Origin of the sequence: Streptomyces viridochromogenes DSM 40736 (genome assembly GCF_000158955.1) — a bacterium.
GTDB lineage: Bacteria > Actinomycetota > Actinomycetes > Streptomycetales > Streptomycetaceae > Streptomyces > Streptomyces venetus.
Genome location: NZ_GG657757.1, coordinates 4,260,651 through 4,273,047, shown reverse-complemented (window position 1 = coordinate 4,273,047; position 12,397 = coordinate 4,260,651). Strand labels below are relative to the sequence as shown.

The 12,397-nt window shown below is 70.3% G+C and carries 14 protein-coding genes; 5 read left to right on the top strand and 9 right to left on the bottom strand.

Features of this window, described 5'->3' with window-relative positions:
- Window positions 1-39 precede the first annotated feature (39 nt).
- Complete coding sequence (locus SSQG_RS18765; protein WP_039933081.1) at window positions 40-1,536, top strand: MFS transporter; 1,497 nt, start codon at window positions 40-42, stop codon at window positions 1,534-1,536.
- Window positions 1,537-1,686: 150 nt separating this feature from the next.
- On the top strand, window positions 1,687-2,445 hold the full coding sequence (locus SSQG_RS18760; RefSeq protein WP_003991379.1) for a TetR/AcrR family transcriptional regulator: 759 nt from the start codon (window positions 1,687-1,689) through the stop codon (window positions 2,443-2,445).
- Between the two features lie 24 nt (window positions 2,446-2,469).
- Here SSQG_RS18760 and SSQG_RS18755 read toward each other — a convergent pair whose 3' ends face one another.
- Window positions 2,470-2,940, bottom strand: coding sequence for a PPOX class F420-dependent oxidoreductase (locus SSQG_RS18755; RefSeq protein WP_003991378.1), 471 nt, complete (start codon window positions 2,938-2,940; stop codon window positions 2,470-2,472).
- A gap of 9 nt (window positions 2,941-2,949) precedes the next feature.
- Window positions 2,950-3,303, bottom strand: coding sequence for an STAS domain-containing protein (locus tag SSQG_RS18750; RefSeq protein ID WP_039933079.1), 354 nt, complete (start codon window positions 3,301-3,303; stop codon window positions 2,950-2,952).
- 213 nt (window positions 3,304-3,516) lie between these two features.
- Between SSQG_RS18750 and SSQG_RS18745 the strand changes: the two genes are divergently transcribed.
- Both SSQG_RS18745 and SSQG_RS18740 read left to right on the top strand, forming a co-directional pair.
- Complete coding sequence (locus SSQG_RS18745; protein ID WP_003991376.1) at window positions 3,517-4,239, top strand: ANTAR domain-containing protein; 723 nt, start codon at window positions 3,517-3,519, stop codon at window positions 4,237-4,239.
- 59 nt (window positions 4,240-4,298) lie between these two features.
- Window positions 4,299-5,000: a GAF and ANTAR domain-containing protein gene (locus SSQG_RS18740; protein WP_039933074.1), complete on the top strand. Its 702-nt coding sequence runs from the start codon at window positions 4,299-4,301 to the stop codon at window positions 4,998-5,000.
- Here SSQG_RS18740 and SSQG_RS18735 read toward each other — a convergent pair.
- From SSQG_RS18735 to SSQG_RS18725, 3 genes are all read right to left on the bottom strand, one after another.
- A complete protein-coding gene (locus tag SSQG_RS18735; RefSeq protein ID WP_003991374.1) occupies window positions 4,983-5,804 on the bottom strand; it encodes a YceI family protein in 822 nt (273 codons plus the stop codon). The genes SSQG_RS18740 and SSQG_RS18735 overlap by 18 nt on opposite strands.
- Before the next feature lie 88 nt (window positions 5,805-5,892).
- Window positions 5,893-8,442 (bottom strand): MFS transporter, encoded by a 2,550-nt coding sequence (locus SSQG_RS18730; RefSeq protein WP_086025104.1) that lies wholly within the window; start codon window positions 8,440-8,442, stop codon window positions 5,893-5,895.
- A 13-nt stretch (window positions 8,443-8,455) separates the two neighbouring features.
- Window positions 8,456-8,944 (bottom strand): MarR family winged helix-turn-helix transcriptional regulator, encoded by a 489-nt coding sequence (locus SSQG_RS18725; protein WP_003991372.1) that lies wholly within the window; start codon window positions 8,942-8,944, stop codon window positions 8,456-8,458.
- 215 nt (window positions 8,945-9,159) lie between these two features.
- On the opposite strand from SSQG_RS18725, the gene SSQG_RS18720 reads away from it, so the two are divergent.
- Entirely contained in the window at window positions 9,160-9,357 is a 198-nt protein-coding gene (locus SSQG_RS18720) for a hypothetical protein (RefSeq protein ID WP_003991371.1), read from the top strand.
- A gap of 319 nt (window positions 9,358-9,676) precedes the next feature.
- Here the strand turns inward: SSQG_RS18720 and SSQG_RS18715 are convergent, their stop codons facing one another.
- The 4 genes from SSQG_RS18715 to SSQG_RS40370 form a co-directional block, all read right to left on the bottom strand.
- The gene (locus SSQG_RS18715) at window positions 9,677-10,582 is read right to left on the bottom strand and encodes an RNA polymerase sigma factor SigF (RefSeq protein WP_003991370.1); all 906 of its coding nucleotides are present in this window, start codon (window positions 10,580-10,582) and stop codon (window positions 9,677-9,679) included.
- A gap of 267 nt (window positions 10,583-10,849) precedes the next feature.
- The gene (locus SSQG_RS18710; RefSeq protein WP_052310304.1) at window positions 10,850-11,782 is read right to left on the bottom strand and encodes an RNA polymerase sigma factor SigF; all 933 of its coding nucleotides are present in this window, start codon (window positions 11,780-11,782) and stop codon (window positions 10,850-10,852) included.
- Window positions 11,783-11,926: 144 nt separating this feature from the next.
- Window positions 11,927-12,220, bottom strand: coding sequence for a Dabb family protein (locus tag SSQG_RS18705; protein WP_003991368.1), 294 nt, complete (start codon window positions 12,218-12,220; stop codon window positions 11,927-11,929).
- Window positions 12,220-12,396: a hypothetical protein gene (locus tag SSQG_RS40370; RefSeq protein ID WP_039933072.1), complete on the bottom strand. Its 177-nt coding sequence runs from the start codon at window positions 12,394-12,396 to the stop codon at window positions 12,220-12,222. Before SSQG_RS40370 ends, SSQG_RS18705 begins: the two co-directional genes overlap by 1 nt.
- Window position 12,397: the final 1 nt, after the last annotated feature.

Here is a 12,397-nt window from a genome sequence, read left to right as displayed (position 1 = left end):
GGTTGTACAGCGTATGGGGATCATTCTACGGTGTACAGCATGACGACGTCCCCACAGGAAACGGCTCTGCCCGAGACAGCCCCCGGCGGTCATCCCCAACGCTGGCTGATCCTCGGTGTCATCTGTCTCGCGCAGCTCACCGTGCTGCTCGACAACACGATCCTCAACGTGGCGATCCCCTCGCTCACCCGCGAGATGGACGCGACGACCGCCGACGTCCAGTGGATGATGAACGCCTACTCACTGGTGCAGTCCGGCCTGCTCCTCACGGCGGGCAACGCCGCCGACCGCTACGGCCGCAAGCTGATGCTGATGTCGGGCCTGGCCGTCTTCGGCGTGGGCTCACTGGCGGCCGGCCTCTCCCAGAGCCCGGCCCAGCTGATCGCGGCCCGTGCGGGCATGGGCGTCGGCGGTGCCCTGCTGATGACCACGACCCTCGCGGTCGTCGTGCAGATCTTCGACGACAAGGAGCGCGTGAAGGCCATCGCGCTCTGGTCCACGGTCAGTTCGCTCGGGTTCGCGGCCGGGCCGCTCATCGGCGGCGTGATGCTGAACCACTTCTGGTGGGGCGCGATCTTCCTGATCAACCTGCCGGTCGCCCTGCTCGGCCTGATCGCGGTCGCCGCGCTCGTACCCGAGTCCAAGCACAAGGCCGGTGACCGGCCCGACCTGGTCGGCGCGGTGCTGTCGACCATAGGCATGACGGCCGTGGTGTACGCGATCATCACCGGCCCCGAGCACGGCTGGACCTCCGCGCAGGTGCTGGTCTCGGCCCTGGTCGGCCTGGCCGTCCTCGGTCTGTTCGTGACGTGGGAGCTGCGCACCGAGCACCCGATGCTCGACATGCACTTCTTCCGCAACCAGAAGTTCGTCGGTGCGGTCGCGGGCGCGATCCTCGTGGCGTTCGGCATGACGGGCTCGCTGTTCCTGCTCACCCAGCACCTGCAGTTCGTGCTCGGCTACGAGCCGCTGGACGCCGGGCTGCGGACGGCACCGCTGGCGCTGACCGTCGTCGTGCTCAACTTCACCGGGCTCGGGGCGAAGCTGGTGCTCAAGGTCGGCACGCCCGGGGCCATCGCCTTCGGCATGACCCTGGTGTCGGCCGGGCTCGCGGCCATCGCGCTGCTCGGCGGGCACGGGTACGAGGGGATGCTGCTCGGCCTGGTCGTGATGGGTGCGGGGGTGGCGCTGTCCATGCCGGCCATGGCCAACGCGATCATGGGGGCGATTCCGCCGGAGAAGGCGGGTGTGGGAGCGGGGATCAACGGGACGCTCGCGGAGTTCGGGAACGGGCTGGGTGTCGCCGTCCTGGGGGCTGTGCTCAACTCCCGTTTCGCGTCTCTGGTGGCTGTTTCGGCGGCGTCGTTGCCGGCGGCGCTGGCGGGGGCGGACTCGGCTGCGGAGAAGGCGCGGATCGCCGACGCGTTCGCCTCCGGGTTGGAGACCAGTCAGTTGGTGGGGGCGGTTGCCGTACTGGCTGGTGGACTGGTCGCGGCCGCGTTGCTGCGGAGGGCTGAGCGGGCAGAATCCGCCTAGGAGCTCGGGGTGTGCGGTCGTGGTGTGTGTGCGGGCCGGTCGTGGCTGGTCGCGCCCACGCGGCGGAGCCGCACGTCGGCACAGTCCCGCGCCCCCGAGCAAAGAATGGCGCCTGGCATGATCGGCGTTGAATGTTGAGGAAGGTGCGCCATGGGGAAAGCGGCTGAGCGTCCGCCGCGGACCAGTGTCTGGCTGGAAGGCAAGGCGCACCGGCGTCGGGGCGGGGGGCAGCCGTCGGGGCTGGACCGGGAGCGGATCACCGAGGTGACGGTCCGGTTGCTGGACGCCGAGGGGCTGCCGAAGTTCTCGATGCGACGGCTGGCCGGTGAGCTGAACGTCACCGCGATGTCCGTCTACTGGTACGTCGACACCAAGGACGACCTTCTCGAGCTCGCCCTGGACGCGGTCATGGGCGAGATGGTCCTGCCCGACCCGGAGGCCGCCGACGCGGACTGGCGCGACCAGGTGCGGGCGCTCGCCCGGGAGTACCGGGCCCTGCTGGTGCGGCACCCCTGGGTGTCCGCGCTGGTCGGCACCTTCCTCAACATCGGCCCCAACAACCTGGCGTTCTCGCGGGTCGTGCAGCGCGTCATGCGCAGGACGGGGCTGCCCGCGAAGCGGCTCACGAGTGGGATCTCGGCCGTCTTCCAGTTCGTCTACGGCTACGGCACGCTCGAGGGCCATCTCTCCACCCGGGCCGCGGCCACCGGCATGACCATGGACGAGTACTTCCAGGACGCCGTCAGCACGGTGACCGAGGCCCCGCAGGCCGCCGACGTCATGCGGGAGTCGCGGGCGCTCATGGAGGCGCGCGGCGGGGAGACGGTGGAGGAGATGCTGGAGCGGGACTTCGAGTTCGCGGTGGAACTGCTGATCGCCGGCATCGAGACGATGGTCGCCCGGGAGTGAGCCAGGCGCCGGGCACGCCGCCGGCTACTCCCCTTCGACCAGCCGCGCCGGGAACCCGCCCGTCGCCACCGGGCCCCACCGCTCCGGCGTGATCCGGATGATCGACTTGCCCTGCTTGGCCATGGCCGCGCGGTACTCGTCCCAGTCGGGGTGTTCCCCGGCGATGTTCCGGTAGTACTCCACGAGCGGTTCGACGGAGTCGGGGGCGTCGACGACCTCGGCCGTGCCGTCGATCTGGACCCAGGGGCCGTTCCAGTCGTCGCTGAGCACGATCAGGCTCACCCGGGGGTCCCGCTTGGCGTTGCGGGTCTTGGCGCGCTCCGGGTAGGTGGAGACCACGATCCGGCCGGAGTCGTCGACGCCGCAGGTCAGGGGGGAGCCCTGGGGGTCGCCGTCGGCGCGTCGGGTCAGCAGGATCGCGTGGTGGCGGGGGCGCACGAAGTCGAGCAACTCGTCGAGGGAGACGCGGGTGTTCGTCGCGATGTTCGGTGCCATGGCGCCAGCCTACGACGCGAGGGCCTCCGCGAGATCGTCGTACACGGGGACGTCGCGGCGCAGCCCGGTCAGCTCCAGGACGCGGCTCGCGACCCCTTCTGTCCGGGCCACCAGGCGCACCTGAGCCCCGGGGCGCAGCCGGTGGCGTATGTCGTTGACGAGGCGGACGCCCTGGGAGTCCATGAAGGAAGTCGCGGTCAGGTCGAGGACGAGCACCTCCAGCCGGTCACCGCGGGCCCGGGCCTCGGAGAGCACAAGCGGAAGCAGTTCCGCCGCGTTGCAGAAGTCGATCTCCGCGGGCATGGTGAGGTGGACGCGACCCGGCAGGCCCCGCGGTTCGGTGGGATTCGGGAGGAAGGTCACAGCACTCACCTGGCAGACGTTCGTCCGGATTCCGGTAAGGCCGCTTCCTGACCCGCGGCCATTCCATCACGCCGGGGGCGTGGGCGGAAGCGCCTGGCGCGCCCGTCGGCCGGACGTCACTTCGAGGCAACCGAGCAGTTAGAGTGCTGTCCGTCCTGTGCTCGCAGTCGGGAATGTGCTGCGGAGCTCTCCTGCGCACGGCCATGGCCGTGCATGCCGAAGAGGTTCGTGGTGGCTGCGTCCGAGTTTCCTGATTTGCCCCGTTTTCCGGTCGGTTTTGAGCTGGCCGAAGCGCTGACGGTGGCGTCTCAGCAGCTCCACGAGGCACCCACGCCGCACGGCACGTTGCGTACGGCGGCCCGGCTGGCCGTCCACATCCTGCCGGGGGCCGAACACGCCGGCGTCTCCGAGATCGACCGTGGCAACAAGATCCGCACCCTCGCCTGGACCGACGAGGTGGTGCGCGCCGCCGAGGCCCGGCACGGCGGCCGCGAACAGCACGGACACTGGGAACAGCTGTGGCACAGCCCGGTGGCGCGGATAACGGACAGCGAGGCCGACGGCGGCTGGGACGTGCTGGCGGCCCTGGGGCTGCGCTCGGCGCTGTCGCTGCGGCTGCGCACCGACCGCCGCCGGCTGACCGTGCTCACGGCCTACGCGCGCAAACCGGGCGCCTTCGACGAGGCCGCTACGCGCATCGGCCGGCTGTTCACCGCGCACGTCAGCATCGCCCTGGACTCCGTGAGCGTGCGTGAGCAGCTCACCGAGGCCATGCACACCCGGGACCTGATCGGCCAGGCCACCGGCATCCTCATGGAGCGTCAGGGCATCGACGCGGCCGCCGCCTTCGAGAGCCTGGTGCGGGCCTCCCAGCGGGAGAACGTCAAGCTGCGCGACATCGCCCGCCGGATCGTCGACACCCACAACACCTCCTGAGGCGGGCCGGGTCACGTCAGGGGGGCGTGTTCGGGGAGCGACGGGATACCCGTACGGTCATGAGTTCCGAGACGTCCGACACGCTGGACCAGGCGATGGTGCGCAGCAGTGGTCTCGACACCCTGCTGCGCGATCTGACCGACCGTGCGGTGCAGGAGGTGCCCGGGGCCGCCGCGTGCAGCATCACGGTGAGCCGGGCGGGCCGGCTGCTCACCCTGGCCGGCAGCGACGGCCTGCCGAGCGGCCTGGACCAGCGGCAGTACGAGAACGACTCGGGCCCCTGCGTCGACGCCGCCGAGACGGGTGAGGAGCAGTACGCCCCGAACCTGGCGGAGGAGTCCCGCTGGCCCTCGTACACGTCGTACGCGCTGTCCACGGGCGTCCGGTGCGTGCTGGCGGTGCCGCTGGCCGTCGAGGACGCGGCGGGCGCGGCGATCAACTTCTACGGCGTCCGGGCCGACGCACTGGGCACGGGCCGGGACACGGCCCGTACCTTCGCCGCACGAGCGGGTGACGCGATCGACGTGGCCCTGCACATCGAGCGCCGACGCCAGTCGGCGGCGGACGTGCGCACCGCGCTGCTCTCCCGCAGCGTCATCGACCAGGCGATCGGCATCCTCATGGCCCGGGAACGGATCGACGCGAACCTCGCACTGGAGCGGCTGCGCCGCGCCTCACAGAACCGCAACGTCAAGCTCCGTGACCTGTGCGGCCAGTTGGTGGCGAGGATCTCCGCCCCGGACTCAGACCGCCGGAAGTGACTCGCCCTGCACGGCCTGGATGTCCAGCTCCACCTTGAGGGTCGTGCCGATGGCGGCGATGCCGGCCTGGAGGACCTGGTTGTAGTTCATCGCGAAGTCCTCGCGGTGCAGTTCGGTCGTGGCGCGGAACGCCGCTCGGGTGCCGCCCCACGGGTCCGGGCCGGTGCCGAGGTAGGCCAGGTCCAGGTCGACCGGCCGTACGACGCCGTGCATGCCCAGCTCGCCGTGGACCGTCCACCGGTCGGACCCGGTCGCCGTCAGCCCGGTCGACCGGTAGGTGATCTCGGGGAACCGCTCGACATCGAGGAAGTCCGGTGACTTCAGGTGCCCGTCCCGCATGCCGTTGCCCGTGTCGACGGACGCGGCCCTGATCACCGCCTCCACGCGAGACTTGGTGACGTCGTCCGGGGCGATCTCGAACGAGCCGGAGAACTCGGTGAACCGCCCGTGCACGCTGGAGATGCCCAGGTGCTGTGCCACCGCGGCCACGCTGGAGTGCACCGGGTCGACGGTCCAGGGGCCCGGCGGCGGCAGCTCGGTGCCGCCCTGCCGGGCCAGCGTCACCGTGCCGACCTCGGCCCGGCCGCTCGCCGTGACGATCACGCTGGACGCCGCGGGCGCGTACCCGACGGCCGTGACGATGACGGTGTACGCCCCCGGCTCCAACGACGTCGTGTCCCGTACGGCGCCCTCGGCGTCGGCCTCGGCACGCAGCACCTGCGCGCCCCTCATGTCCGCCACCGTGACAACCGCGTGCGACACGGCCCAACCGTCCCGGGTACGGATCCTCGCGGTCAGTCCCATCTCAGCTACTCCTCGATAAGAAACCGGCCCGCGACAGGGGGCGCACCTCCGCTCAGAGCGCGCCCACCTGCCACGGGCCGGGGTCGGACTACTCGCCGGGGTGGGCGAGCTCGATGTCGTGCGCGTCGGTGCCGGCGCCCGTCACCGTCAGGGCGGTGGCCACCGGCGGGTAGCCCGTGGCGATGACCGTGTACTCGCCGCCGTCCAGGTCGGTGAAGGCGTACGCCCCGTCCGTGCCGGTCGTGGCCGAGCCGACGACGTTGCCGGCCTGGTCGACCAGCGTCACCCGGGCGTCGGCCAGCGGGCCGTGCGGGGCGCGGACGACGCCCTGGACGCTGGCGCCCGAGTCCAGGTCGATCTCGACCCGGGTGACCCCGGTGCCGCCCACCTCGACGGGCAGGGCGCGCGGCCGGTATCCGGCGGCGTTCACCGCGACGGTCACGGCGCCCGGCACCAGCTCGGCGAAGGAGAACTCGCCTTGCTCACCGGTGGCCCCGGTGGCCAGCAGGTCCCCGCGCACATCGGTCACGATGACCATCGCGTCCTTGACCGGCTGCCCGCTCCCGGCGGCCCGCACCAGGCCCGTGAGCCCGCTGGTGCCGCTGAGCAGGATGTCGTAGGCGACCGGCTCGTCGTTCACCACGACCGTGGACGCCTGCGGCTGGAAGCCGTCGGCCGAGGCGATCAGGACGTACGACCCGGCGCCCGGCGCGTCGAGGGTGTAGGACCCGTCGGCCTGGGCCACGGACCGGCCCAACTGCCGTCCGGCCAGGGAGATCAGGGTGACGGCGGCCTGCGGCACGGGTGCGGACTCGGCGCCGCGCACGAAGCCGCGGACCGGCACACCGCCCCCACCGGACGCGGGCTGCTCGGCCCGGGCCACGGTCGCGACGGCGGCGAGCCGCTGCGTCCCCTCGGGCCCGGTCTCGCCCGCGGCCTCGGTCTCCGACACGGCCCAGCTCGGCACGGCCTTCTCGCCGGCGGGAGTCTCGGCGGGAACCTCCACGGGGGCGTCCGCGGCCGGGGCGTCCTTCTCCGCCGCCTGGGCCAGCCCGCCCTTCGTCTTCAACGGGACCTCCTTGATGAACAGCGACACGAGCAGGGCGAGCAGCGCCAGCGGAGCCGAGTAGAGGAACACGTCCGCGACACCGTGGCCGTAGGCGCTCTCCACGACGGTGCGGATCGGCGCGGGCATCGCGTCGAGGTCGGGGATGCCGCCCCCGCCGGTGCCGGCGTGGCCCATGGCCGCGCCCTTCGCCCCGAGGCCGGCGAGGCCGTCCTTGACGTAGTCGGTGATCTTGTTGCCCAGGACCGCGCCCAGCGCCGAGACGCCGACGGCACCGCCCAGGGACCTGAAGAAGGTCACCGTGGAGCTGGCGGCACCCAGGTCGCCCGGCTCCACCTGGTTCTGCGTGCAGAGCACCAGGTTCTGCATCATCATGCCGATGCCGAGACCCATCAGCGCCATGAAGATCGCTATGTGCCAGTACTCGGTGTCGTACCGGATCGTGCCGAGCAGCCCGAGGCCGGCCGTCACCAGCACACCGCCGCCGAGCAGCCATCCCTTCCAGCGCCCCGTCCGGGTGATGACCTGGCCGGAGAGGGTGGAGGAGACGAACAGACCCGCGATCATCGGGATCGTCATGACACCGGACATCGTCGGCGACTTGTCCCGCGCCAGCTGGAAGTACTGGCTGAAGAAGACGGTGCCGGAGAACATCGCGACGCCGACGAACAGGGAGGCCACGGAGGCCAGCGTGATGGTGCGGTTGCGGAACAGCCGCAGCGGGATGATCGGCTCGCTGGCCTTCGCCTCGACGAGGACGAACAGCGCCAGCAGCGCGATAGAGCCGCCGACCATCGCGTAGGTCTGCCAGGAGACCCAGTCGTACTTGTCACCGGCGAAGGTGACCCAGATCAGCAGCAGGCAGACGGCCGCGGTGATGAAGAAGGCGCCGGCCCAGTCGACCTTGACCTTCCGCTTCACCACGGGCAGGTGGAGGGTCTTCTGCAGCACGATCAGGGCGATCACGGCGAAGGGCACGCCGACGTAGAAGCACCAGCGCCAGCCGAGCCAGTCGGTGTCGGTGATGACACCGCCGACCAGCGGACCGCCGACCATGGCCGTGGCGAAGACGGCGCCGAGGTAGCCGTTGTAACGGCCGCGCTCACGCGGCGAGATCATCGCCGCCATGATGATCTGGGCCAGCGCGGACAGGCCGCCCATGCCGATGCCCTGGACCGCGCGGAAGGTGATGAGCATGCCGGGGTTCTGCGACATGCCGGCCGCCGCCGAGCCCAGCACGAAGATGACCAGCGCGAGCTGGATCAGCAGCTTCTTGGAGAACAGGTCGGCGAGCTTGCCCCACAGCGGCGTGGACGCGGTCATCGTCAGCAGGGACGCGGTCACGACCCAGGTGTAGGCGCTCTGGCCGCCGCCGAGGTCGCCGATGATCCGGGGCAGGGCGTTGGAGACGATCGTCGACGACAGGATCGCGACGAACATGCCGAGCAGGAGGCCGGTGAGGGCCTCCATGATCTGCCGGTGCGTCATCGGAGCGCCGCCGCCGGAGGGGCCGTGGGAGCCTCCTCCGTGCTTGGCATGAGCCCGCACACCGGCTGGTGTGGTCGTTGCCATGGGCTTCCTTTTCTTACGTGCTTGCGGGTGTACGGGTGGTCTGTTCGACAGCGGGTGGTGCCGCCCGGGCCGCGGGCCGGCAGTCGAAGCTCTCCCGCAGCCGTGCCATCAGCTGCGTGAGCCGGCGGACGTCCTCGTCGGACCAGTCGCTCAGGCGCTCTTCGAGCACCTCGGTGGTCCGCCGGGACAGCTCGTCGAGCTGCGCGTGGCCCGCGGGGGTGAGGCGCAGGATGCGCGAGCGCTTGTCCGCGGGGTCGGGGGAGCGTTCGATCCAGCCGCGCGCCACGACGTGCGCGACATGGCGGCTGGTGACCGACATGTCCACCGCGAGCAGCTCGGCGAGCTTGCTCATGCGCATGTCGCCATGGCGGCCCAGCAGGGTCAGCACGGCCGCCGACCCGCCGGGGCATTCGGCCGGCATGATCCGGCCGAGTTCCCGCTTCACGGCGCCGAAGGCACTGAACTGGCGGACCAGCTCTTCGTACTGCGCCCTCTCGGCCATGACACCTCCCGCTTTCGTTGCTTAGGGCAACCATAGAAGCTGTTGGTTGCTGAAGGCAAATAAAAGAGGTGGGTGCAGCATAAAAACTTGGCAAAGGCAAGTATTGCGACAGTAAATGTGCAGGTGGCGAGCCCGGCAGTACGGGTCAGGCGGGACCAAACGGAACGCCAACCCCCACTTGGGGAGCCCCGGCGTTTTCGCTAGGGTCTCGGGCCATGGCTAACAACCAGGCCCCGCAGGGCAATCACGACCCCGCCGGCAGCACCCAGATGTTCCGCGCGTTCGTCGACGAGGAGCCGCGGGGGCGGCAGGCGGCGGCGACCGGCAGCAGCGGTCCGCGTGTCGGTCTCATCCTCGGCGTCGTCGTCGCCGTCGCGGTTGTCGCGGCGGTGGCGTGGCTGGCGCTGGCGTAACGCGCCAGGGCTGTGACAAGTACGGCGGGTTTTCCGGAACCCGGCGTTGGTGCTGGGGGCAGGTGGGTGCGCAGCCCGGCGTAGCGGGGTGCCGCTGCGCCTACCCTCCCCCAAGCTCTCGGCTCCGCTCGAGCAGGGGGGACCCCCATCGCCCCAGCGGCACGATTGCCCGCAGCGAGGGCAGCTGGGCCGCGCGTGTGATGCCAGTCAGCCGGTAGGTGACCTGGTCGCGCCGTTCCGAGGACGGACACCCCCCGGCGCGGCCCCGACCCACACGCACGCTCGCGCCTGACGGCCAGGCGCGAGCGGCGGTGCGTGCTCAGTCCGAGATGAGGCCTTCCCGCAGCTGCGCCAGCGTCCGCGTCAGGAGACGGGAGACGTGCATCTGGGAGATGCCCACCTCCTCGCCGATCTGCGACTGCGTCATGTTCGCGAAGAAGCGCAGCATGATGATCCGCCGCTCACGGGGCGGCAGCTTGGCCAGCAGCGGCTTCAGCGACTCCCGGTACTCGACGCCCTCCAGGGCGGTGTCCTCGTACCCCAGCCGGTCCGCCAGCGACCCCTCGCCACCGTCGTCCTCCGGCGCCGGAGAGTCCAGCGAGGACGCCGTGTACGCGTTCCCCACCGCCAGCCCGTCGACCACGTCCTCCTCGGACACCCCGAGCACGGAGGCGAGTTCGGTCACGGTCGGAGAGCGGTCCAGCTTCTGCGACAGCTCGTCACTGGCCTTGGTCAGCGCGAGCCGCAGCTCCTGGAGCCGGCGCGGCACCCGCACCGACCACGACGTGTCGCGGAAGAACCGCTTGATCTCACCGACCACGGTTGGCATCGCGAACGTCGGGAACTCGACGCCCCGTTCGCAGTCGAACCGGTCGATCGCCTTGATCAGCCCGATCGTGCCGACCTGGACGATGTCCTCCATCGGCTCGTTGCGGGACCGGAACCGCGCCGCCGCGTACCGCACCAGCGGCAGATTGAGCTCGATCAGCGTGTCCCGGACGTAGGCACGCTCGGGGCTGTCCTCATCCAGCGCGGCCAGCCGCAGGAACAGGGAGCGGGACAGGGTGCGGGTGTCGATGGCGCCCGCGGCCGGAAGCACCGGGGCGGGCTCGGTCGCGAGCTCGGCCGGAGCATCGTCGATGGGGCCGAGTGAGTCGAGAGCATGGGGAGCTGACTCGCTCTCCGCGAGCGTGAGCACCTTCGAGCTGCCCTGTTCTGCGGACATGCCACCCCCTTTGGGTCGCGGGACGGTCGCGGCGACGCCCCCTTCAGAGGAACGCAGCCTTCACCTGAATACCGGCGCCGAAGCCCCGGCAAACGCGCTTCCCGCAGAATGTCACATGTCGGCAACACGCTGTAGTGACATGTCGACATCTGAGACGCGAATCCGCCCTGCAAACAAGGGGTCTGACGCCGCGTCGGCCAAAAAAGGCCGCGAACGGCTCTGACCAGCGATTCCCCCACCCTGGTGACCTTTCGAGCAGGTGTCCGGTTAGGCGTCGATCCTGTTGGCAGACCGCAATCGCTGGAAGCTACGCGCGAGTAGCCGCGAGACATGCATCTGCGAGACACCGAGTTCCGCGCTGATCTGAGACTGCGTGAGATTGCTGTAGTACCGCAGCAGCAGGATCCGCTGCTCCCGTTCGGGCAGTTGTACGAGAAGATGCCGTACGAGATCCCGGTGCTCCACCCCGTCCAGCGCCGGATCCTCGTAGCCGAGCCGGTCCAGCAGCCCCGGCAGCCCGTCGCCCTCCTGCGCGGCCTCCAGCGAGGTCGCGTGGTACGACCGCCCGGCCTCGATGCAGGACAGCACCTCGTCCTCGGTGATCCGCAGCCGCTCGGCGATCTCCGCGGTCGTCGGGGTCCGCCCGAACGAGGTGGTCAGGTCCTCGGTCGCGCTGTTGACCTGCACCCACAGCTCGTGCAGCCGGCGCGGCACGTGGACCGTGCGGACGTTGTCGCGGAAGTACCGCTTGATCTCCCCGACGACCGTCGGCATCGCGAACGTCGGGAACTGCACGCCCCGGTCGGGGTCGAAGCGGTCGATGGCGTTGATGAGCCCGATCGTGCCGACCTGGACGACGTCCTCCATCGGCTCGTTGCGGGAGCGGAAACGGGCGGCCGCGTAGCGGACCAGCGGCAGGTTGGCCTCGATGAGCGCCCCGCGCACCCGGTCGTGCTCCGACGTGCCCGGCTGGAGCTCCTTGAGCTGCCCGAACAGCACCTGCGTGAGGGCACGGGTGTCGGCGCCCCGGCTCCGCCGGGGAGCCGCTTCCGAGGACTGTTCCTGAGGTGAGGACTGTTCCTTAGGCGAGGACGGTGCCTGAGGCGAGGACGGTGCCTGAGGTGCGGTACTGGCCAGCACGGTCAACTCCACCTCGTCATCCGACAACTCACCCGTCCACGCTCTACCAAAAGCGGTCATAGCATCACAAGAGATGTGCACTGTGTGCAAGCACCTCATAACTACGTGTTGAGGGGCAAGCGCAGAGCCCCCGTCGGAATGACGGGGGCTCGAAGCGCTTCGGGACTCAGGGGGTCGGAACGCGTCGGAACGCGCCGGAACGGGTCAGAACTCGTAGTCGGCGATCACCCAGGTGGCGAACTCCCGCCACAGCGCGACACCCGCCTGGTGGTCGGGGTGCTCCACGTACCGGCGCAGCGCCTCCGCGTCGTCGAAGGCCGAGTTGATGGCGAAGTCGTAGGCGATGGGGCGGTCGCTGACGTTCCAGCCGAGCTCCCAGAAGCGGAGCTCGGGGATCTTGCCGTCGAGCGAGCGGAAGGCCTCGACGCCGTTCACGACCCGGGGGTCGTCGCGCTCGACGCCCTCGTTGAGCTTGAAGAGGACCAGGTGGCGGATCATCACTTACCTCCGTTGGCGACCCACGTGGCGAAGTCGCCGAGGGCCTGGGCGGCGTCCGATACGCCCTGGAACCCTATCTGCACGTAGTCGGCGGCCTTGGCCGGATCCGTGACGATCACGTACAGCGCGAAGACCACGAGCACGTAGACGGCGACCTTCTTCGCGTTCACCGCCATC